Origin of the sequence: Paenibacillus sp. NRS-1782 (genome assembly GCF_050467685.1) — a bacterium.
GTDB lineage: Bacteria > Bacillota > Bacilli > Paenibacillales > Paenibacillaceae > Paenibacillus > Paenibacillus terrae_A.
Window position 1 is genome coordinate 23,391 of sequence record NZ_JBITPH010000016.1, and the last position, 23,230, is coordinate 46,620.

At 46.3% G+C, this 23,230-nt stretch carries 18 protein-coding genes, 1 tRNA gene and 1 pseudogene; 5 read left to right on the forward strand and 15 right to left on the reverse strand.

Going from position 1 to position 23,230, the window contains the following annotated elements; all coding sequences use genetic code 11:
* Nucleotides 1-32 precede the first annotated feature (32 nt).
* From ACIFQM_RS06315 to ACIFQM_RS06345, 7 genes are all read right to left on the reverse strand, one after another.
* On the reverse strand, nt 33-1,610 hold the full coding sequence (locus ACIFQM_RS06315; RefSeq protein WP_430041847.1) for a glycoside hydrolase family 43 protein: 1,578 nt from the start codon (nt 1,608-1,610) through the stop codon (nt 33-35).
* Nucleotides 1,576-2,580 (reverse strand): pectinesterase family protein, encoded by a 1,005-nt coding sequence (locus tag ACIFQM_RS06320; RefSeq protein ID WP_430041845.1) that lies wholly within the window; start codon nt 2,578-2,580, stop codon nt 1,576-1,578. Before ACIFQM_RS06320 ends, ACIFQM_RS06315 begins: the two co-directional genes overlap by 35 nt.
* Nucleotides 2,581-2,605: 25 nt before the next feature.
* Entirely contained in the window at nt 2,606-3,490 is an 885-nt protein-coding gene (locus ACIFQM_RS06325; protein WP_430041844.1) for a dienelactone hydrolase family protein, read from the reverse strand.
* Between the two features lie 49 nt (nt 3,491-3,539).
* A complete protein-coding gene (locus ACIFQM_RS06330; protein ID WP_430041843.1) occupies nt 3,540-4,901 on the reverse strand; it encodes a glycoside hydrolase family 28 protein in 1,362 nt (453 codons plus the stop codon).
* Nucleotides 4,902-5,081: 180 nt separating this feature from the next.
* On the reverse strand, nt 5,082-6,602 hold the full coding sequence (locus tag ACIFQM_RS06335) for an extracellular solute-binding protein (protein ID WP_430041841.1): 1,521 nt from the start codon (nt 6,600-6,602) through the stop codon (nt 5,082-5,084).
* A 28-nt stretch (nt 6,603-6,630) separates the two neighbouring features.
* Nucleotides 6,631-7,254 carry a YesL family protein gene (locus ACIFQM_RS06340; RefSeq protein ID WP_430041839.1) on the reverse strand — a complete coding sequence of 208 codons (624 nt, stop codon included), beginning with the start codon at nt 7,252-7,254 and terminating at the stop codon, nt 6,631-6,633.
* Between the two features lie 21 nt (nt 7,255-7,275).
* Entirely contained in the window at nt 7,276-8,247 is a 972-nt protein-coding gene (locus tag ACIFQM_RS06345; RefSeq protein WP_430041837.1) for an ABC transporter permease, read from the reverse strand.
* 268 nt (nt 8,248-8,515) lie between these two features.
* Between ACIFQM_RS06345 and ACIFQM_RS06350 the strand changes: the two genes are divergently transcribed.
* A complete protein-coding gene (locus ACIFQM_RS06350) occupies nt 8,516-9,400 on the forward strand; it encodes a carbohydrate ABC transporter permease (RefSeq protein ID WP_430041835.1) in 885 nt (294 codons plus the stop codon).
* A gap of 31 nt (nt 9,401-9,431) precedes the next feature.
* Here ACIFQM_RS06350 and ACIFQM_RS06355 read toward each other — a convergent pair whose 3' ends face one another.
* Nucleotides 9,432-11,693, reverse strand: coding sequence for an AraC family transcriptional regulator (locus tag ACIFQM_RS06355; protein ID WP_430041833.1), 2,262 nt, complete (start codon nt 11,691-11,693; stop codon nt 9,432-9,434).
* 166 nt (nt 11,694-11,859) lie between these two features.
* On the opposite strand from ACIFQM_RS06355, the gene ACIFQM_RS06360 reads away from it, so the two are divergent.
* From ACIFQM_RS06360 to ACIFQM_RS06375, 4 genes and pseudogenes are all read left to right on the forward strand, one after another.
* Nucleotides 11,860-13,353 (forward strand): GDSL-type esterase/lipase family protein, encoded by a 1,494-nt coding sequence (locus ACIFQM_RS06360; RefSeq protein ID WP_430041832.1) that lies wholly within the window; start codon nt 11,860-11,862, stop codon nt 13,351-13,353.
* Nucleotides 13,354-13,597: 244 nt separating this feature from the next.
* Nucleotides 13,598-13,930, forward strand: a complete 333-nt coding sequence (locus tag ACIFQM_RS06365) for a hypothetical protein (RefSeq protein WP_430041830.1) — start codon at nt 13,598-13,600, stop codon at nt 13,928-13,930.
* Nucleotides 13,931-14,254: 324 nt separating this feature from the next.
* Entirely contained in the window at nt 14,255-14,812 is a 558-nt protein-coding gene (locus ACIFQM_RS06370; RefSeq protein WP_430041828.1) for a hypothetical protein, read from the forward strand.
* Between the two features lie 202 nt (nt 14,813-15,014).
* A pseudogene (locus ACIFQM_RS06375) lies at nt 15,015-15,474 on the forward strand (uridine kinase).
* A 5-nt stretch (nt 15,475-15,479) separates the two neighbouring features.
* Here the strand turns inward: ACIFQM_RS06375 and ACIFQM_RS06380 are convergent.
* The 7 genes from ACIFQM_RS06380 to ACIFQM_RS06410 all read right to left on the reverse strand — a co-directional run bounded on the left by ACIFQM_RS06380 (nt 15,480) and on the right by ACIFQM_RS06410 (nt 23,226).
* Nucleotides 15,480-15,553 (reverse strand) — tRNA-Ile (locus ACIFQM_RS06380).
* Between the two features lie 126 nt (nt 15,554-15,679).
* Nucleotides 15,680-15,844, reverse strand: coding sequence for a hypothetical protein (locus ACIFQM_RS06385; RefSeq protein ID WP_014282411.1), 165 nt, complete (start codon nt 15,842-15,844; stop codon nt 15,680-15,682).
* A gap of 139 nt (nt 15,845-15,983) precedes the next feature.
* The gene (pyrE, locus tag ACIFQM_RS06390; protein WP_430041826.1) at nt 15,984-16,625 is read right to left on the reverse strand and encodes an orotate phosphoribosyltransferase; all 642 of its coding nucleotides are present in this window, start codon (nt 16,623-16,625) and stop codon (nt 15,984-15,986) included.
* Nucleotides 16,622-17,359 carry an orotidine-5'-phosphate decarboxylase gene (pyrF, locus tag ACIFQM_RS06395; protein ID WP_430041823.1) on the reverse strand — a complete coding sequence of 246 codons (738 nt, stop codon included), beginning with the start codon at nt 17,357-17,359 and terminating at the stop codon, nt 16,622-16,624. The genes pyrE and pyrF overlap by 4 nt, the downstream gene beginning before the upstream one ends.
* A gap of 126 nt (nt 17,360-17,485) precedes the next feature.
* Nucleotides 17,486-20,704, reverse strand: a complete 3,219-nt coding sequence (gene carB / locus ACIFQM_RS06400) for a carbamoyl-phosphate synthase large subunit (RefSeq protein WP_430041821.1) — start codon at nt 20,702-20,704, stop codon at nt 17,486-17,488.
* Between the two features lies 1 nt (nt 20,705).
* On the reverse strand, nt 20,706-21,842 hold the full coding sequence (locus ACIFQM_RS06405; RefSeq protein WP_430041818.1) for a carbamoyl phosphate synthase small subunit: 1,137 nt from the start codon (nt 21,840-21,842) through the stop codon (nt 20,706-20,708).
* 61 nt (nt 21,843-21,903) lie between these two features.
* A complete protein-coding gene (locus ACIFQM_RS06410) occupies nt 21,904-23,226 on the reverse strand; it encodes a dihydroorotase (RefSeq protein ID WP_430041817.1) in 1,323 nt (440 codons plus the stop codon).
* Nucleotides 23,227-23,230: the final 4 nt, after the last annotated feature.

The following is a 23,230-nucleotide window of genomic DNA, read 5'->3' on the forward strand; positions in this document are numbered from 1 at the left end:
TTGATAAATACTCCTAACGAAAGAAAGGTATTTTAAGAGGATAGATGATCTTGCCCATGATACAGAAAGTGGCTAAAATCAGCGTAGCTGCCTTGAAATTGTTGCATGTCGTGGGCGGCAATCCCTACAAAATTCCCTGTAAATCCACCTGATAAAAAGCTGATATTTTGCTTTTCAAAAAGCGGAGTCCAGGTAGGTTCATTCCCGACATGGTAATAAAACCGTCCTTGGGTTGCATGGACTTCTACGGCCAAATGTATAGGGAGCTCCTCCTGAAGTGTAATCGCATGGGGAACTAATGTGAATGTATCTGCTTCACATCGCATCATGCGTAGCACTTTCCCTTGTGCCTCTTCATAGCTGACATAAGCATATAAATAATTTTCTTCATTTAGATACAGCAGGAGCCCCGCCATTTGCAAATAGCTAACAGGTTGATATTCCAAGGCCGTTTCTACCCGAAAATGATGATCGGTTTGCCGGATGGCAAGCACATGATGCTGAAACAGACTTTGAATGGATTCTCCAGCCAAAATTCGGAGATAGCCCGGACGCTGGCTCAGTGAGCACCAACGGTCATCCGCCAGTATACGCAATGTGTTCCACGTTTTATTTAAAATGGGCCCCTCGAAAAAGTCTTCGAATACAAAGCTGTCCTTGTGCCCTGCCGGGAAAGTGGTTCCGATCGGTGCAGGCACTTCTAATTGCGGCGTATGGCCCCCGCCGGTTAATCGCAGCCAGCCTTCATCATTCCAGTACACGTGCTGCAAGGCTGTTTCTCGCCCTAAAATGGCATACTTCCCTTCCAATGGACGAGTACATAAATGAGCCATATACCAATCACCATCTGGCGTCTGTACAAGACTGCCATGTCCTGCACATTGTAAAGGGAATTCAGGACGATCGCGTGACGTAAGCATCGGGTTATGCGGGTCTACTTCATAAGGCCCGAATAGCTGCTTCGAACGGGCTACGGTTACCGCATGTCCCGTACCCGTTCCACCTTCCGCTGTAATAAGGTAGTAATATCCATTTTTCTTGTAGATATGAGGGGCCTCTGTCTTTTTCAAAGTCGTGCAATCAAAAATTTTCACAGGCTCGCCAATCAGTCGTTGCTGTCCGCTATCGTATTCCTGCATAACAATACCTGAAGATTTATTGCTGTCCACCATGCGGTAATCCCACAATGCATTCAATAGCCATTTACGTCCATCCTCGTCGTGAAATAAAGACGGATCGAATCCACTGCTGTTGAGATATACCGGGTCCGACCATGGCCCATGGATCGCAGGCGCCGTCATCACAAAATTATGAACGTCCTTAAACGGACGTCTGGTGCTCTTTACATCCGTATAGAGCAGATAAAAAAGGTTATCCGCGTAGCTCAGCTGCGGCGCCCAAATGCTGCAATTTTTCGGGTTTCCTTTTAAATCAACCTGATCGGTCAAAATATCTGTGCAGTGCTCCCAATGTGCCAAATCTGTGGACTGATAGACCCGTACTCCCGGCAGCCACTCAAACGATGACACGACAATATAGTAAGTATCCTCGACTCGTACAATACACGGATCGGGATTAAAGCCTTTTAATATGGGATTTTGGATCATCATGAGAAATTGCTCCTCCTTGCTTCCAAAAAGTGTCTCCACCAAAAACCTGCTCCTTGCTCCACGCTTCTGCTCCTGCTTCAAAACAACCCGCCCACGGAACACGCTGCCTAAGCAACGAGGCAACATCGGATACACCATACTCCTGATAGCAAACCGTTTTCTCATTTGCAGAATCGTCCCAATTGTCCCAACCCCGTGGATCAATATGTTCGCCCATTTTACAATCCACAAATACGGTCTTGGCATACTCACGCCACGGCCGCCCCAAAAATACCGGGGTAATATCAGGCTCTGCGCTTAAGCAGCAATGATTGAATACATAGCCATACGCTTGTCCGTGGGGAGTGGAAGCGGCTGTAACGTAGCTCGTTTGGTTCTCATGATGGCGCAAACTGCGAATTTCGCAATGTTCAAAATAAGCTGTCGCCCCGCCAAAAATAAAATCGACCGTGCCCTCGATATAGCAATGCTGATAGAGCTGGCGATAGTGGGCATGATGTTCTTTTAAATGGATGCCGCCAAACTTTAGCCGTTCTTTCGGTGCCGGAGGCAAGGGACCTGTAAATAACGTATCCTGATGCCCGCGAAAGGTGCAGTTTCTAAAAACCGTTTTATCACAGTGAGCATATACAGCAACAGCCTGCCCAATGGCTTCCCCCTGTCCCGCTGTGTTGGAAATCGTGAGATTTTCCAACATCAGATGGCTACCGCCTAAAAATAAAGTGGGAGTCGCAAAGGTCCCTATTTCCTCCCCTGCCTCATCCCGCTCCTTGGCATATCGATGCATTCGAATGTCTACCTGTCCGATGCCTATGATATGAAGATACGAACGGTAAATTCGCACCTCTTCCTCGTAGGTACCCGATAAAATATACAGCGTTTCCATTTCATTGGAAGGCGACTGCTCCAATGCAGCAATCGCCTCTTGAATCGTATGGAAATCACAAAAGGATTCTTTCCCTACCAGCATGGTTGCCCCAATCCTTTCATTGGAATTACAGATGTTCTGCTAAAAATGATTGCCACGCCGTTCGCATTTCCAAAGTCTCCATATGCCCACCACCTGCAATCACAGGCTGCCAATGCTCAGGGCGACCTGCTTCCTGGTAAGCTTCCAGCAGTCCTTGCGCCAGATGCTCGACTCCTTCAATAGGACACATTCGATCATTTTGACCTGTTATGCTCATTCGTGGACGGGGAACAATCCGCTTTTGAATATCCAGCGTGGTAAAATGCTTAAGCAAGCCGGGGACATAGGAATAGAAGCCATGGTGATCCAGTCCCCTTTTGGCGATCAGCGTATGGGCATCTACCTGTCCGCAAATATCAATCGTGACCTGTATCCGCTCATCTAGCGCTGCCAGCCACCACGCCATCAGGCCCCCCATCGACATGCCAATCGTTGCAATGCGAGAAGCATCAACATTCTCTCGCTGGCACATATAATCCACCAGACGACGGTTATCGTACAGCATCATGCCCCACAGCACTTGGCCCTGCCAGAGCATCTCCTTTACCAGCTCGCTTTCGGTTTTACCCCCGCGTTCATTAAAGCCCCACATGTCAATACAACAAGCGCAATAGCCCATGTCTGTCAGGGTTTTAGCAAACGAGGGCTGCTGCAAGTAAGGGCTGCTATGGATAAATTCCTTGCGTCCATTGGTATAATTGCCTCCATGCGAATGGTTGAAAATGACCAATGGAAACGGACCGTTTCCTTGTAATGGTGTGGCTATATAAGCTGGCACAGGCTCGATTCCGTTGATGTCCAGCAGGAGATATTTCAATTGGTATCCCTCTTGCTCCTCTTGCTTTAGCAGGGTGGCCGTAACGGGTCGGTCTGCCGGAAGGTCACCCAATAATGCTTGCAGCTTATCCACGTTTTCCCTCCTTCTATGCCCCTCCTAAATCAGGATTTTTGCAAAATCCTCAATTAAAAATATTTTGTTCAGAAGGTTGTATCGTCACTTGTTCAATCAGCTTTTCAGGCTGGTTTGTATTCTTCGAATGACAACGGTTGACTTCAACGCCTTCCCCGTTTTCAATATAAAAAGCGGGACCTTCATGATTCTCAATAGTCACCTGTTGAAAACGGATATCTCTCACATTGCCTAAATAAAAACCACGGTTGTTCATATCTTCGATCCCTGTCATCATGGCAGGACGGCCGGGAATCGCATTTTTCGCCATAGAAATATCAATATTGGAAAATGTAATTTCAGCAATATATTGTTCTGCAAGTCCGTATAAGAACCCAGCAGCCGCATGAACCTGTCGTGCCGTGATATCGGAAAAATGAATCCGTCTAAAGCAAGGCGTTTCATCGGTAATTGGATAGGGATTTTTGTCCCAGACATATTTGTCTTTACCCCGAGGTCCGCAGAAATAATAGAGGTTCAGAATAAATGGGCAAATCACATCTTCCATCACAATATTGCTAACACGAATATCCTCGACGATTCCGCCGCGTCCCCGTCTTGATTTCAGGCGGATGCCCCGATCCGTTTGCTTAAACACACAATTGCTGATCGTGACATTACGGATATCTCCACTCATCTCGCTTCCCAGTACGACAGCGCCATGTCCATGCACCATCGTACAGTTGGTAATCGTTATATTTTCACAAGGAATCCTCTCCTGTGTATCCTCGGTTCCTGCTTTAATCGCAATACAATCATCGCCCACATCAATATTGCAGTTACTAATACGAACATTGGAACAGGATTCGGGATTAATGCCATCCGTATTGGGGGAATCCGCCGGGTTAAGAATGGACACATTGTCAATCGTAACGTTATAACAAGCGATAGGGTTTACAGTCCAACTGGGGGAATTTTTCAACATGATATCTTTAATGGTGACCCGCTGACAACGGTCAAAGCTGATTAATTTGGGTCTCGGGTACTGTAACTCCTCGGGATGATTCCGATGCTTTTCCCACCACGGTTGACCATTTCCGTCCAGCGTTCCGCTGCCTGTAACTGAAATATTCTCCAGGTTCTGTCCATAAATACACGACGCATGTACTTCTCGCTGAACGCCTTCCCATCTGGATTCTACTACTGGATAATCAACCAAATCCGTACTGAAGGAAAGAATTGCACCGGGGCTTACATGCAGCTCAATGTTACTTTTCAGAAAGATAGCGCCTGTCAGATACGTACCCGAGGGAACAAATACCGTTCCTCCCCCGGCATGGCTAGCCGCTTCAATCGCAGCCGCAATCGCCCCTGTTGCCAACGTCGTACCATCCTGAGGTGCTCCATAATCTACAATGTTATACACTTGCATCTCGCTCTCTCCTGTCATCGTATTTGTGAATGCGCAAATAATTTATATAGGCTGAACTTAAAAATACACTGGAAAACGGAGTAGGCGGAATGGTGCTGAACAAGCGTCAGCGATGGTAAGCACCATCCGCCTGCGTAGTGGCACTTCATGTACACTGATGTTCAACCTATATCTATATCCTTATTTTTTCGATTTCTTATACGCTTCTTCGTATTCAGTAATAATCTGTGATCCACCGGAATTTTTCCAGTTTTCTACCGCTGCTTTAAATCCGGCTTCATCGGTCTCACCCATAATAAATTTGAACGTAGCATCGGTAATAATTTTTTCGAGTTCAGTTCCTTTTTCATTGGCAGTTACAGAATCCAGAGGAACGGTTGGGTCCAAAACGGCAAATTCGTTATTTTCCTTGATTAATTGATTGGCCAGTTCCTTTTCAGGGTTGGCATCTTTTAACGTGTAAGTTACTTCACTCGGTCTGGAGCTTGCAAACGGCTGTACATCTGCTTGCCACAAATCGGTGTTAATAATTCTGAAAGCTCCTTCATTATCAATGTCATAATGAGTTCCCTTGATACCACCTGTCATGTCCATAAATACTTCTTCATCAATCAAATCATTGACAAATTGAAGCAATCTTTTCAATTGAGCTTCCGTCTTCACCTCGGATTTAGGAAATGCCAGCAAACCGCCAACTCCGCTGCCCTCGGACCAAATGTGATATTTACCGTCTCCATTGGAAATTTTGTTTACAGGCACCAATTCAAGCCCCTTTTGCAATCCTTGTGACAGATTTCTCAAGTTGGTGATATCCACCATTCCCGTATAAATTCCGGTTTTCCCTTGAGCAAATTGCTGCTGCTGATCGGTTTTAGCGGTTACGGCGAAATCCTTCGATATATACCCGTTCTTATATAATTTATTGGAATACTTTATCGTTTCCAAATATTGAGGTGTATCAAATTCCGGCGTAAACTTGCCATTCTCATCAACTTTCCAGCCATTAGGTGTGCCAAAATAAGAGCTTAAGGTTTTAAAGCTGCTGTAGCGCAGATCAGATCTGTCGCCAAAGCCTGTCGTATCCTTTTTACCATTACCGTCCGGATCATCTTCTGTAAACGCTCTCGCAACTTCGTAAAGCTCATCCAGGGTCGTAGGTACTTTAAGTCCTAAACGATCCAGCCAATCTTTGCGAATAACCAAGCCTGCTCGTGCCAAATTTTTCTGGAATGGAACTCCATACAGAACACCCTCGATGGAAGCTGCATTTCTAACTTCGGGAGGTATCTTTTTTAAATTGTCATAATCGTCCAAATAGCTCCCTACATCCCAGAATAGACCTGATTTCAATGAACTTCGAACTGAAGAATTTGTCATCATCGTAAGAGTCACGATATCCGCCAATTCACCGGACGCCAGCGCTGTAGTGATCCTCTCTTCCTTGGACGCATCAGGAACCCAGTTGAACGTAATCTTGGAATTGGTGTTTTTTTCAATTTTGTTCTTAATCGTGTTTGTAGGTGGAGAGGCTGTATGCAATACATTTAACCAGGTTAATTCCAGCTTTGAATTCGGGTCATAGGTTTGGCTGCCTTGATCCTCTGCCCCCTTGTCACCGCAAGCAGCTAAAAAAACACTCATGACCATAAGTACGGCAAGAAGGCCCGATATTCCCTTTTTCATCGTGATTCCTTTTTTCATTGTGTTTGCTCCTTTTCTGATCGTATATTCATGCCATATCTTCCTCTTTCACCAGAACCTCTCGCTCTATTTTGCTAAACACCTGATGCGTCATCCACATCACGAGATAACCGATGATACTGGCTCCGGCAAAAGTCAGAATTCCTGGGTACAAGCCTAGAATCAATGTAAAAAGCGCGACAATCGCAACAAAAAGAACAAGTGTATATTGCAAATACGAAAACCCAATCACCACGGACATTCTGATTTTCAGCTTAATCCCTTTCCAATCATAATGAGCCAGTAACGGGAAAATGTACGCCAGAGAGATGAGATACAAAAAGGCTCCAATCAGCGTCACTACGCGAACATACCAGGACGAGACATTGACGATATCCACGTAGAGTACGTAGCCCACGAGGCTGTAAATGGCTCCAATGATCGCGGCTTCTTTAAAGCTTTCTTTAAAGTAACGTACAAACGCAGAGAAAATGGCGACCTCCTCATTCCCCCGAATCCATTGCCTTAAAATACTGAGCATAGCGACAGTTGCAGGTCCCACACCTATAAAGCCCAAGCCCAGGATCGTTGCAACCGTCCACAGCAAATTAAGGTAAACCAGCCGGAGCAGCCGCATGCACCATTTGTTCATGTTTTCTACAAACCGTACCATTTCGCATCCTTCCCGTCGTCATTAGTAAACGCCGTCTTCACCAAATTTCTTGGCCAGTCGATTGGAGCCCATAATTAGAATTAATCCCACCACGCCTTTAAAAAGTCCTACCGTCGTACTAAAACTCAATTGTCCATTCTTTAAGCCCGCTGTATAAATGTAAGTATCAAAGATTTCAGCAACCTCGCGGTTTAGTGAGTTCAATAGCAGATACATATGCTCAAATCCCAAATCCAGCGTGCTGCCAATTTTCAAAATTAACAACGTAATAATGACTGGGCGAATTGCAGGCAAGGTAACATGCCATGTTTTTCGGAGACGTCCGGCACCGTCCATTTCTGCTGCCTCATACAGTTGCGTATCCACGACCGTAATCGCCGACAGATAAATGATGGTAGACCAGCCTAGTTCCTTCCAGATCACTTGCCCCATATAAACGGTACGCAACCATTCCTGGGAAGTTAAGAAGCTGATCTTCTCACCGCCTAGCGCAGCAATCATTTCATTTAGTACTCCGCCGTCTACGGTTAAAAATACATAAGAAATCGAAACAATGATGACCCATGACATAAAGTGCGGGATGTAGATAATCGTTTGAATGATATTTTTAAACACACGCTTCCTGACCTCATTCAGCATCAATGCCAAAATGATCGGTAATGGAAAGAAAATCACAATGTTGAGCGCAAATATAACCAGGGTGTTACGTAATAGCATGAAAAACGTGGGCTCGGTAAATAAACGAATGAAATGCTTCATTCCTACCCACGGGCTACCCGTGATTCCCAGAAAGGCTTGATAATCCTGAAACGCAATGACCAAACCGCCCATAGGGAAATATTTAAAAATAATGAAGTACACTAGTCCGGGTAAAACCATCAGGTACAGCAACTTATGTTTTTGCATACGTAAAAGATTTTCCGTCGTTCTGTTGTTCTTTTTCATTTTCAGATTCGGTTTCATGTTCGGTGACGGGACACTTGAAGCTTTCATTAGCTCGACCTCCTTCAAACGTTTATGTATACGTTTTCAAGAGTACGTGATTTTTGGCGTTACGCATATAATCATCAAATGATAGCGTTTACAAAACCTTATATACCGCCTATTTTCCGGCTTTTCACCTTACCTAATGATTACTACACAACCTAATGATTACCCTCTTATTTCCATGCTTAGGAGAACACCTCAAGATTTGATTATATACGGAATTCCACCCTCTTGGTACAGTTTACATGTAAACGATTACGAGGAGGTCATACACTTGGCGCAAACATCACTAAAAAAAGAATCGCTGGGCAGTCGTATTTTTACCATTGTAAACAGTACTTTATTAATTCTCATTGCCCTCACTTGTCTCTTGCCTTTTCTGAATATCATTGCCAGCTCCTTTGCTTCAACCCAAGAAGTGGTAGCTAAAAAATTCATTTTGTTCCCTGTCACTTTTTCCCTGGATGCATATCGGTATATCCTGTCGACCCCAACGATTTTCAGAGGACTAGGGGTTTCGATCGGAGTGACTGTCGTCGGTACCGTGGTGAGTATGATCTTTACTGCTTTTATGGCGTACGGATTATCCCGAAGATATCTGCTTGGCCGAAATACGATTAACTTCATTGTGGTGTTTTCCATGTTGTTTAGCGGAGGGATGATTCCAACTTTTCTGGTTGTAAAAAGCATGGGGCTTATCAATTCGTATTGGTCCCTTATACTTCCCGTGGCCATTAATGCGTTTAACCTGATTATTATGCGAAACTTTTTTCAGGCGTTGCCGGATGATCTGGAGGAATCGGCCAAGATGGACGGGTGCAACGATTTTGGCATCTTCTTTAAAATCATGCTGCCGTTAGCGATGCCCTCGATTGCAACCATTTCACTTTTCTACGCGGTAGCCTACTGGAATACGTATATGCATGCCATTCTCTATATCAATGACTCCGCCAAATGGCCCATTCAGGTCTTGCTTCGCCAAATTGTAATCGTTTCCAGTGGTATGCAGGCAGAAGGAACCTCTGTGGATGTCATCCCACCTGCACAGACGATTAAGATGGCGGTCATTGTGGTGGCAACCGTTCCTATGCTAATCGTGTATCCATTTGTACAAAAACACTTTGTCAAAGGGGCATTATTAGGGGCGGTAAAAGGATAAGCTGCCCCTCGATTGCCAGTGAAATTTCAGCTCAATTCGCTTGCTTCATCTTGCGGTATGCTCCGGGCGTGACCTGTTCCTTTTTCCGAAACGAGCGGATAAAGTTCTGCGGATTATGATATTGCAATCGCTCGGCGATTTCTTTAATCGTCATATCTGTTTCAACGAGCCACTTCTTGCCCATTTGCAGCCGGTAGCCCATCAGATATTCGCTGAACGTCGTACCATATTCTTTTTTGAAAATACTGCTTAAATAATTGGGATTGTAATGAAGACGGTCCCCAATAAGCTCCAGTGACAATTCCTGGTCATATTCAGCTCGGATTATGGCGGCAATTTTCTCAGAGAGACAGCGGAATTGCTGGTTCGTCTTCTCCTTCATACTTTTTACCATAGGGGAAATGACTTGCTCCACCAGCATACGCTCGATCTCTTCCGGATTACGAATGTCCAGCAAACGATGGTACAACGCATGATTGTTCTGCGTCAGCAGCACTTCGATCCCTAGCAGCTGCTCCAATTGAATGAGATTATTCACAAACCGCACCAACAGCACCTCAAAGTTCATGGAATGATTGTTCTTTGTCATGATTTCAGTCAATAAGGAATGTACGGTAAGTCGTACTTGCTCTTCATCTCCTATTCGAATAGCGTCAAACAGCTGCGATTCCAATTCCGTCGGATAATGAAGCAGCACCGGACCTGAAATGACCGTGGAAATGTCTTCATAAAATATAATGGATTCTTTGCCTAAATTTAAACGGTGGTGCAAGGCTTGCTTACTCATCTCACAGGCTTCCTTGCTTTCTAACAAATTGTCATACGACTTACTAATGCCGATACTGATGGATACATTCAAATACTCTTTTACAGTTCGAATTAAAAGGGTGGCATCGTCCAGCACTTGCTTGTTTATTTCCTGTTCGTTCTTTCCTGTAAACATTAAAATGGTCGCCTGGATGTCATCGTTCAAAATAATGGGAAGCATTCGCTGCTGCTTTGGAATGGTCTCTTCTACGATTTTGTTAATGGCCAGCAGTAAAACGTCCTTATCCGAGGGCTCCCGATCTCCCAGATTATCCAGTTGGATCAACAGGGTAATATACATGGGGTTCTCAAGTTGTGGATAGCCCAAGCGTGGCATTTTTCGTACCAGCTCCTCTGCTGAAATACGCCTGCGGAACAGGTTGAGAATCAATTGGGTTTCAAGCTGTGGCATTTCGGACTGAATGAGGCTTTCCAGGCTCTCCTTTTCCGTTACAATGCTGTCAATCGAATCAATAATCCAGTCAATTTCATTTCTGGAAGGCTCATTTTTGAACGAAAAATTAGGATTCTTAGGCAGGCTGCGTTTAATTTGCTGGAATGGCTTTGTAAAATAAACGGCTACCATATACGCCACCACTACAATCAAGAGCGTGAGTACAAGTACCATCGTGATGATTCCAAATTTAGTCGTTTGGAATGCATTCGAAATCTCCTTTTTATCTAATATCGTTAAGTAGGTCCAGTTGTTATAAGCGGACTTGGCATAAATGACCTGCTGACCAGGCTGATGCTTCGTTTTTTCCAGTGTCAACATGCCTGAATTGTCGGGTGTAGCCGTAGCCTCTGAAATGTGCTGAAGCTGCTGGGCGGATAATAATTGTTCAACGGGCTCCGTTTCGTACAATAAATCGCCTTGTTTATTCAGAATAAAAACGGCCATGTGATCCTCTGCCTGCATTGTACGATTTAACGTTTGCAACGAAATATCCGACAGCGCAATGGCTTGCTTCTTTTTGGAGAATACAGGCAAAGTATTTACAAAGCGGATTCCCTTGTCTGTTTTAATCCAGAATAGCCCCTTATCCTGATGGTCGATATAGGTTTTAAATAGCTTCTCTCGTTCAGTTTTCGTCAAATAGGACAGGCTTCCATTGGAGATTTTCCAATTCTGATCCAGGCTAATCAGTGAGTATTCCGTTCCTTCTAATCCCATCGTAGCAATATAATTGAGTTGCGAATTCACATTCCGATACGCTACAAAATCTTTTTCTGTAATGGGATGTTTTACGACTTCATCAAATGAACTGGTCGTACTATACGTATTGAAAGCATATTCAATCGTTTGGATTTTCTGCTCCAGACTGTTTTTGATCTGAGTCATGTAGCTTTGTTTACTGTTGGAAACTCTTTCCATGACTGAGCTAATTGTTGTAAAATAGATGTAGCTGCCGAAGCTGGCCACCAGCCCTATTCCCAAAACCAGAATCGTAATAAAAATGGTGTAAAACATTCTGCCTCTTTTCATTGCGCTCCCCCTTTGGTTCTTTGCATCATACCAAAATTATAGCGCTTTCATAACAAGGTTTAAATCATTTTTTTCACGTGTGCATTTATTTAAAAAACAAACCTGGGCTTAAGCCCACTCTTCAAGCAGGCTTGCAGAATTTAAAAAAGGAATTTGGAGGTACCTTATGTTACATGTTGTTAGTCATAAAGATCAGATTGTAAAAAAAGAATTTCCAGCAGACACTTCCTTTCTCTCCCTCTATCCAGCAGTGGCCCATGAAGCTCGCCCTTTTATATTGGTACTGCCCGGCGGTGGCTACGAGCACTTGGCATCACATGAGGGAGAGCCCATAGCTCGGTGGTTGAATGATTTAGGTATTCATGCAGGTGTGCTGCATTATCAAGTCGGAGACTTTGAGGTCGATTCCTTGTTGGAGGATGTGGAACATGCCCTGAGGTGGATTCGACAAACGCCCAAAAACTGGAAAGTAATTCCGGAGCAAGTAGGTCTGGTTGGATTTTCAGCAGGCGGGCACTTGGCCTCCATTGTCGCTACCAGAGGGGTGGAAAAACCCGATCTTCTGCTGTTGGGCTATCCTGTGATTACGTTTCATGATGCTTATACGCACATCGGAAGCCGCACTCGTTTTTTAGGTGAACAGCCGACACAGGAGCAGCTTCACGCCTTTTCATCCGATCAACAAGTGGCTTCACAGACCCCTCCAACTTTTATTTGGACTACGGCCAATGACGCCACTGTTCCGGTCGAAAACAGCTTGTTGCTGGCTTCCGCATTATCCAGAGAAGGCATTCCATTTGAGCTGCATGTATTTGAGGAAGGGCGACACGGCTTGGGACTGGCTGAGGATAACCGCGAATGCCAGCAATGGCTCGCTCTTGCGAAAAAGTGGCTGCAAAAACATAGCTTTGTTACGGAAGGGCAGCGGATCACATCCAGGCTGTTTATCGCTGGTGACTCCACGGCTGCCCAAAAAGGAGCTACCGAAAAACCGATGACAGGCTGGGGCGAACACTTGCAGAGTTATTTTGATCCGTCTGTTCAAGTGAACAATCGTGCGGTTAATGGACGAAGCACTAAATCTTTTATAGCCGAAGGTCGATTGGCTCATATTGAAAGGGATTTTCGAGCTGGCGATTATCTGTTTATTCAATTTGGACACAACGATGAGAAGAAGGAAGATCCCACCCGCTATACCGATCCTGACGGGGACTATCGCCTAAACCTAATTCAATGTATTGAGTCTGCCCGGGAGCGTGGTGGAATTCCAGTGCTGTTGACCTCTGTAAGCCGCCGCCGCTTTATCGCAGACGGAGAGCCTGATCCGCTTGCTGTGGGAGCCTATCCCGCAGCGATGAGACGAGTAGCCGAGGAAACGCGGACACCGCTGCTCGATATTTTTAAAGCCTCTCAGCAGTTTTATCGTAACCTTGGAGAAGAAGGGTCCAAGCAGCTATTTATGCATTTACCTGAAAAAGTACATCCGAATTACCCCGCTGGCGTAACGGATAATACTCATTTTTCTGATGAAGGAGCAAGACAGATCGCTAAATTGGTCGCTGAAGCCATTCGTAAATGCACGGAACTGTCTGCATTAAAACAACGTATGGTAGAAAGGAATCCAGTCAGCGGTGAGAGACTTGAAAGGACTTGGGGCTAATCACTCTGACGTCCGTTTTTTATTCCGTGTGGGTCAAAAACTATACAGCTATGGAGATAGTTCAAAAGTACGGTAAGTTAAAAAGTAAATACTTAAATTGTTATATTTTAATTCTTTTGTATTTTATAGGACTTTAGAATCGTTTTATTGTACTATTTTGACACTATTTGTCGAATGAAGTGAAATCAACAATTTTGCATGGTATATTTTAGGAGCTCATATCATACATCAGGAGGAATTTTTTATGAATACTAAGAAAATATTATTATCAACGGTCATGTCTTTGGGGCTCATTGGTAGTATCATCGTCCCTAGTGCGTCCGCAGCAGTAGGTCCTTCACCGATAATTACGCCTACTGTAGAAGTTAACGGAGTATACTACAGAACTGCTACGTTACCGCGAAATTATTCCTATGCGCTGTCAAATTACCCGGGGGATACTTATAAAGTGGCAAGTGGAAATGTGACAATCTCCGCTTCTGGCGTGGTAACAACCACCACTGCAACAACTGCAAGAGTTGAGATTTACGGCGGTAACGGTAAATTGAGAATGGTATACACTGTTAAGGTGCTCTAAGATTGGAGTAAGTGTTCCTGGGAATGTGGAGTCAACGATCATTATCAAAATGGTGATTTGGTAGCGAGTTTTTTAGGCACTTTGTTAAGCGATTTCGAGAATATCAAAAGAAGCACTGTCCGTTTATTAGGGCAGTGCTTCTTTTTGGAACGAAAAGAACGTAAGTGAATTGTAGGAGTCAATCAGCCCCCGCTTACCTCGCCGTTGCAAAAATTATATTACGAACATACATTCTAAACAAGGTGAATCAACCTAGAAAAATATTCCTAGTTCTGATAGACTAATTTTGTGTTTTGAAAATTAAAAGGATAAGGAGTCATAAAAATGAAGAAATATATATTAGTATTCTTCTCAGTAATCATTGTTTCTGTATTCCTCCAATTTCCAACATTTGCTGTAGAAATCAAAACCAAAGAAATCCTAAAGAAAAAATATCCTCGTGAAATTATAACACTGAGCAAATCTGCAGATTTAAACGGAGATGGTAAAAAGGAATACTTCCTACTTACTGAAGCGGGTAATTTTTTTCTTGTTAATTCTAAAGGGGCTGTTGAATTAATTAACACAAATATAATAAGTGATGAATTTTTTAAACAGCCAACCATCCAGATTTATCAAGTATCTAAAAAAGAAAAGCACGTAGCAATAACGTTTGAATATGGGCCATCAAATACACAGTTTTATGCTTATCAATATAGAAATGGTACATTATTTAATAAACTTTCCATTATGGGTGATCAGGGTGTACAAGTTGATATAAAGGGAACCGTTAAACAATATTGGAAAAAGTACAGACCTGAGGGTGGATGGGATTTAGCTATAGCGACGTATTCATGGAGTACTTCAAATAATAAGTACCTCGGAGCAGGTCAACTGCCTTAATTAATCCTCTCCAATGAAAGGCTCACGTTTAAAGTCATCTAAAGAAGTACACTGGAACTCACACCAGCATTCAGCCAGTGGAGTCCTCTTTTTAGATCTAATTGTAAACTAACTGTGAGTTGATGAGTTCCATACCGTTAAGCTGTCCGTTCTCAACGGAAGCGACCTATGATAAGCTTAGCTTATCATAATTTACTAAATAATAGAGGGGCATTTCAACTCTTTTCAAAACTTCGTAAATGCTATAAACGAAAAATCTAAAAAGCAATCTACTTTGCTGATTGGGGTAGATGGTTGTGGTGGTTCTGGTAAAAGTACATTCGCATACAAGTTAAAAAAGAACTATCTAACTCAACTATTGTTCACAAGGATAATTTTTCTCTGCCCTCCTCTAACATTTTAAATACACATCTCTCAAAAAAACCTATCGGTGCTGATTATGGAGTATACTCCATCCAAAAGGAACTGGAGGATAAATATGACTTCAAAATTTGGGTTAATTGTCCTTGAGAAATTAGGCTTTCAAGAGTCTTGAAAGCGACGGAGAGTGTGATCGTGGGATGTGGGAAGATACTTGGATGATTTCAGAAGACATTTATGTAGAAGCTCATAAACCCTATATAAGACAACAAAAAAAACCCTTGCTATGCAAGGGTTTTTGAGGAAATGGGCCCTGAGGGACTCGAACCCCCGACCAATCGGTTATGAGCCGACCGCTCTAACCAACTGAGCTAAGGGCCCTCAAAAAAATATGTATATTCACGCTACATTTACATAAAACAGCGGCGTTAATTAATATACAACATTTTCTTGTGTTTCGTCAATAGTTTTCCGAAAATTTTTCTTTTTTAATTTTTTTTTATGAATCTAGGGAATAAATCGAACACCATAACGTCCTTTGCGCGAGCGGTACACCTCCACTGCGCGGGGATCGTTGTAGCCATACATCCAGCCATCGTGCTCCAGCCTTTTTGCCAGACATCCTGCCTGAAATTTGGTCGTGTACAGTCTGCCGTAGTAAATCCAATACATCCGAACTCCCTCTTTTCACATGATGGTAGAAGTTAGTGTAACCGGATCGAATTCGAATTACACGGCCTGCATCATAACAATCTGCAACGAGTATGAGTCACTTTAATCAATGGCCTCGTTACACTTTATATGCTAAGCCTTATTTGCCAAAGGAGGCCGGGTCCTGACGCCAGGAACGCAGCAGTTCCAACTCTTCTTCCTGAATCGTTCCTTCACGCAAGGCGACATCCATCAGGGCCGTGTAATTGGACAAGCTTTGCAGCTTCACACCTGCTTCTGCAAAGGCTTGAGTCGCTTTATCAAGCTGGTAGCTGAAAATAGCGAGTACAGCTAACGAATGGGCGCCTGCTTGCTCTACGGCCTGCGCTGCTTTGATGGAGCTGCCGCCAGTCGAAATGAGATCCTCGATAACAATAACCTTTTGTCCCTCACGAATCTGACCTTCGATCTGGTTCTCCTTGCCGTGTCCTTTAGCTTTGTCCCTTACATACGCCATCGGCAGATTAAGCTTTTGTGCCACCCAGGCAGCATGAGGAATGCCCGCTGTAGCCGTGCCTGCAATGACTTCGGTTTCAGGATATTGCTCACGGATCACAGCAGCGAACGAATCAGCAATCAGCTCGCGCACCTCCGGGTAGGACATGGTCAGTCGGTTGTCACAGTAAATAGGCGATTTAATGCCGGATGTCCATGTAAAAGGCTGCTGTGGACGCAGCGCTACCGCCTGAATACGTAACAGATGGGATGCAATTTGCTCAGGGATATTATTTAATGTAGTCATACTTGATTCATCTCCTCAATAATGTGTTCCGCTGCGGCACGCGGGTCTGATGCAGCCGTAATAGGGCGTCCAACGACGATGTAGCTGCTGCCTTGGGCGATGGCCTGCCCAGGCAGCACTACACGTGACTGGTCGCCTGTAGTGCTGCCTGCCGGACGTATGCCAGGGGTAATCGTCTTGAAGTCCGCCCCGCAAACAGCGCGGATCGCAGGCACTTCCAACGGGGATGCCACTACTCCGTCCAAGCCTGCCTCACGGGTCAGTTGTGCGTATCGAACGACCGCATCCTGTACCGTACCAGGAATACCTATCTCCTGGTTCATCGTTATCTGATCCGTACTGGTTAGCTGTGTAACAGCAATAATGAGCGGCATGGCAAGCGAGCTGTCTGCGGAAACCGCGGCTTCGGCCCCGGCCTTGGCGGCTGCCATCATATTTCGCCCTCCGGCAGCATGTACGTTGAACATATCCACGCCCAGGCGGGTGATGCTCTCCGCACCTCCCCGTACGGTGTTGGGGATATCATGCATTTTCAAATCCAGAAATACGGAGTAGCCTCTCGACTTTAGCTGCTCTACAAAAGCAGGCCCTGCGCTATAAAACAGCTGCATACCTACTTTTATATAACAGGGAATACCCTCCAGCTGTTGAATGAGCCGCTCTGCCTGCTGCGCATCCGGGTAATCTAACGCGACCATCAGCCGTCCTGCCATCTGCTGAAATGCTTCGTTCATCGTCCTGCATCCCCTTTTCACGTCAATTCGGGTATATTTGCCCGTGATAAAGGACATCCGTCAGCCAAAGCTGATGAATGTCCTTTCCTGTAGTACTTATTTTTTATCCTCTATTCGCGTATCGCGTTAGCGGCTCAGAACCGGCATGGATTCGGATGTGAAGTTAATCGTCTCCAGCATTCTCAGCAAAGCGCGTACAGTATCCAACGAGGTCATGCAGACGATGCCGTTCTCAACCGCTTCACGGCGGATACGGAAGCCATCACGCTCTGGGGTTTTCCCCTTGGTCAGCGTATTGAAGACGAAGTTGGCTTCACCCGTACGGATCATATCCAGAATATTTGGGGTACCCTCGCTCAGCTTGTTGATCGTCTTCACTGGAATGTTAGCCTGCTCCAGCGCAGCCGCCGTTCCACCTGTTGCAATAATTTTGTAGCCCAGTCTGTAAAAGCCCTGCATCAGCTCGACAGCTTCTTCTTTATCTTTATCCGCCACCGTGATGATGATCGCCCCGGTAGAAGGGATTTTCATACCAGCACCCACGAGTCCTTTGTACAGCGCTTTGGCGTACTGAATGTCGCGTCCCATCACTTCACCCGTCGATTTCATTTCCGGCCCCAGGGTCGGCTCTACACGGCGCAGCTTGGCAAAGGAGAATACCGGAACCTTGACCGAGACATAATTACTTTCAGGCCATAGCCCTTCTGTATAGCCCGCATCCTTGAGCTTGCCGCCCAAAATGGCCTGTGTCGCCAGATTCGCCATCGGGATATTCGTGACTTTGCTCAGGAAAGGAACCGTCCGCGAGGAACGCGGGTTGACCTCGATCACATACACCTCGTCTTGATGAATGACGAACTGGATGTTCACCAGACCAATCGTTTTCAATTCCTTGGCGATGCTGATCGTGATTTCCACGATTTTTTGCTTCAACTCGTCGGACAAGTGCTGCGGCGGATACACCGCGATAGAGTCACCTGAGTGAACCCCAGCCCGTTCCACATGCTCCATAATGCCCGGCACCAGTACCGTATCGCCGTCACAGATGGCGTCAACCTCAACTTCTTTGCCCAGCATGTAACGGTCGATCAGCACCGGGTGTTCAGGGTTGATTTTAACGGCTTCTTCCATGTAGCGCAGCAATTCCGCATCGGAGTATACAATCTCCATCGCCCGTCCGCCGAGGACGTAGGATGGACGCACCAGCACCGGGTAGCCCAGCCCTTGCGCAGTTCCTACCGCTTCATCTACCGAGATGACCGTGTTGCCTTTAGGCTGTGCAATAGCCAGACGTGACAGCAGCCGCTCGAACTTTTTCCGATCTTCCGCTTCGTCGATGCTTTCCAGACTCGTACCCAAAATGTTCACGCCTGCCGCACTAAGCGGAGCTGCGAGATTAATGGCCGTTTGACCGCCGAACTGGACGATAACGCCAATCGGTTTTTCCTGCTCGATGACATTCATAACGTCCTCGAAGAAAAGCGGCTCAAAGTAGAGACGGTCGGATGTGTTAAAGTCCGTAGAGACGGTTTCAGGGTTGTTATTGATAATCACTGCTTCGTAGCCCGCTTTTTGAATGGCCCATACCGCATGCACGGTGGAGTAATCAAATTCAATCCCTTGCCCGATCCGAATCGGCCCGGAGCCGAGTACGATGACTTTCTCTTTATTGGATGGAATCACTTCGTTTTCCACCTCATAAGAGGAGTAGTAGTACGGCGTAGTGGCTTCAAACTCGGCTGCGCATGTATCTACCATTTTATAGACCGGGCGCAGGTTGTGACTCAAACGGAACTCACGTACCTCGCGCTCGGTTGTCATGCTGCCACCCGGTTGGCTCAGACTGCGAACCTCGGCGATGGAGCGGTCCGTAAAGCCGTTACGTTTGGCCTGATAGAGTGTTTCGTAGGTCAGTTCGGATTCTTCGGCCATTTTGGCTTCGAACTTGACGATGCCCTCTACCTTGTCGAGGAACCACCAGTCAATTTTCGTTAAATCCTGAATTTCCTGCTGCTCCCAGCCGCGACGGAATGCCTCAGCTACCAGGAACAAGCGCTCATCATCTGCTTTAATCAGGCGCTCCGTGAGCACCTCATCCGACAGTTGATCCGCTCCCTTAAGATGCAGACGATGTACACCGATTTCCAGCGACCGTACCGCTTTGTGGATGGACTCTTCGAACGTGCGACCGATAGCCATCACTTCGCCAGTTGCTTTCATTTGCGTGCCCAGCTTGCGATTGGCAGAAATGAATTTGTCGAATGGCCAGCGCGGTATTTTGCTCACGATGTAATCCAGTGTCGGCTCAAAGCAAGCATACGTTTGTCCCGTTACCGGGTTCACGATTTCATCCAGCGTGTACCCCAGCGCGATTTTGGCAGCCATTTTGGCAATTGGATATCCAGTCGCCTTGGATGCCAGCGCTGAGGAACGACTCACCCGTGGATTTACTTCAATGACATAGTATTGATAGCTGTGTGGATCAAGCGCAAACTGCACATTACATCCGCCTTCAATATTGAGGGCGCGGATAATTTTCAGGGAAGCGGAGCGCAGCATTTGGTACTCTCGATCTGACAGCGTCTGACTCGGCGCTACAACGATACTGTCGCCAGTATGTACGCCGACCGGATCAAAGTTTTCCATATTGCAGACAACGATACAGTTATCATTGCCGTCACGCATGACCTCATACTCGACTTCCTTCATGCCTGCGATGCTCTTTTCCACCAGACATTGTCCAATTGGACTGTAACGCAAGCCAGAGCTTACCGTCTCACGCAGTTCTTCTTCGTTCTCACAGATCCCGCCGCCTGTTCCACCCAGCGTATAAGCCGGGCGAACGATGATCGGATAACCGATTTCGTTAGCAAAATCCAGCGATTCCTCTAACGTTGTAACAATGACGCTCTCAGGTACAGGCTGTTCCAGCTCACGCATCAAATCGCGGAACAAGTCACGGTCTTCGGCTTTTTCAATCGAAGTCAGCTGTGTTCCCAGCAGCTTGACGTTTTCACGCTCCAGTACTCCGGCATGAGCCAGCTCCACCGCCATATTCAGTCCTGTTTGTCCTCCCAGTGTAGGAAGCAGGCCATCTGGACGCTCTTGACGGATAATTTGTGTTACAAAATCAAGTGTAATCGGCTCGATGTATACTTTGTCCGCCATGTTCGTGTCTGTCATGATGGTTGCCGGGTTACTGTTGATCAGCACTACCTCGACGCCTTCTTCTTTGAGCGCTTGACAGGCTTGCGTACCAGCGTAGTCGAATTCCGCAGCCTGACCAATCACGATAGGGCCGGAACCAATTACGAGTATTTTTTTAAGTTCTGTATTTTTCGGCATATTAGCGCTCTCCTCTCACTGCGGCGGCGATAGCAGCCTGACGCGGTTGCTTTGGATGATTTCTTTTGTACTCACGGATCATGTCCAGAAAGCGGTCAAACAAGTAGCCGTTATCGTAAGGTCCAGGCGCAGCCTCCGGATGATATTGCACCGAAAACGCGGGATACTTGGTATGCTTAAGACCTTCAATCGTTTTATCGTTGTTATTAATATGCGTCACTTCAAGCTCGGTTCCTTCGATCGAGCCCTCATTCACGGTGTAGCCGTGATTTTGTGAAGTAATGAAGCAGCGTCCGCTCTCCAGTTCCTTCACCGGATGGTTACCGCCACGATGACCGAATTTCAGTTTCTCCGTATCCGCTCCCGAAGCTAAGGCAAACAGCTGGTGTCCCAAGCAAATTCCGAAGATCGGATATTCCCCTAGCAGTTCAGCCACCGTGCGTACGGCATGCGGTACGTCTTTGGGATCTCCAGGGCCGTTGGACAACTGAATTCCGTCCGGGTCCAAGCGGCGAATTTCCTCTGCCGTTGTATCATGCGGAACCACTACTACGTCGCAATCCCTTTTATTCAGTTCACGCAAGATACCGCTCTTAGCACCATAGTCAATCAGTACGATCCGCTCCCCGTTGCCAGGGCTGCTATACGGATGAGGCGTAGAGGTCAATGGAACCTGGTTACGCAGTTCTTCAATTGTCAGGTCAGCCATCATTTCTTTCAGTTCTTCCACAGGCTGAGTGCCTGTCGTCAAAATGCCCTTCATCGTGCCGTGATGGCGAATAATCCGGGTAAGCATGCGGGTGTCGATGTCGCTAATGCCAATGATGCCATATTCCTTCAGCAAATCGTCCACGCTGTATTGGGCACGCCAGTTGCTTGGCACCGGCTCGTAACGTCGAACGGCAAAGCCATGCACATAAGGCCGTACCGATTCAAAGTCATCCCGAGTAATTCCGTAATTGCCAATCAGCGGGTAAGTCATCGTTACGATTTGTCCGCAATAAGAGGGATCGGTCAGCACCTCTTGGTAGCCTGTAATCCCTGTGTTGAAAACGACCTCGCCTGTTTTTTCACCGTCCGCACCAAATGCTGTGCCTGTAAACAGCGTGCCGTCCTGAAGCAACAATCTTGCCTGCATCCCGTCTCACTCCTCTGTATGATTTCCTGTAATAAGGTTCTATTATTTTAGTGTTTTGTATTTATTTCACTTCGTCAGCAGACCATACCAGTCTGCCGTCTACCCAAGTTTTCACAGGCCATCCTTTGAGCTTCCAGCCTGTAAAAGGAGTGTTGCGTCCTTTACTGGCAAATGCTTGCGGATCAACGGCCTGCTCCTGCTCCAGATCAACCATGGTCAGGTCCGCAGGTGCTCCTTCTTCTAGACGCCCTGTGTCGAGGCGGAAGACACGTGCCGGGTCAGCCGTCATGCGCCGTACCAGAAAGTCGAGCGTCCATTGTCCGGTCGCTACAAATTTCGTGTACAGCAGCGGAAAAGCTGTTTCGAAGCCAACGATACCAAAAGGCGCCAGCTCCAACCCTTTTGCCTTCTCTTCTTCGCTGTGTGCCGCATGGTCGGTTACGACGATGTCGATCGTTCCGTCCTCCAGTCCCTCGATGCAGGCCTGCACATCACGTGGGGAGCGCAGCGGAGGATTCATTTTCCAATTCGCGTCCAGCCCCGGAATGTCTTCATCCGACAATACCAAATGGTGGGGACATACCTCAGCCGTTACCTTGATGCCAAAAGATTTCGCGTGGCGGATCAGCCGCACAGACTGCTCCGTGCTGACATGGCATACATGATAGTGTGCCCCGGTTGCCTCGGATAGTAAAATGTCCCGTCCGACGTGAATCGCTTCGGATTCGTTCGGAATGCCTTTAAGTCCGTGGCGCTTGGCAAATTCGCCGTCTGTCACCGCTGCTCCTTCAACAAGCGTGTTATCTTCGCAGTGAGCAATAACCGGCATATCCAGCACTTTGGCCCGCGCCATGGCATCCTTCATCATCTGCGCGCTTTGCACCCCGACACCATCGTCAGTAAAGCCGATTGCGCCTGCTGCCTTGAGCGCTTCAAAATCCGTCAGCTCGCGGCCCAACTCGTTTTTCGTAATGGCTGCGTAAGGAAGTACCTTGGCAAGCCCGGCGTCCTGCCCCTTTTTCAGTACCAATTGAACCGTGTCCACATTGTCCGTCACCGGGCGTGTATTCGGCATGCAGGCAATCGTCGTAAATCCGCCTTTCACCGCCGCTCGGCTGCCCGTTTCAATCGTTTCTTTATATTCAAAGCCAGGTTCTCTCAGATGCACATGCATGTCGATCAAACCGGGAATCACCAGCTTGCCTTGGGCGTCGATTTTTTCGACTTGGCTCTCCTGCTCGGATGCCCCTTCTTCCACAAGTAGACTAACTCCAGCGTCTGCATTTACGATTGCCAATATTTTTCCGTCCGCGATCAGAATAGATTTCAGTTCAGCCTCGCCCTGCTCATTCAATACGCTTGCATTCATAATTAATTGGTTCATGTAA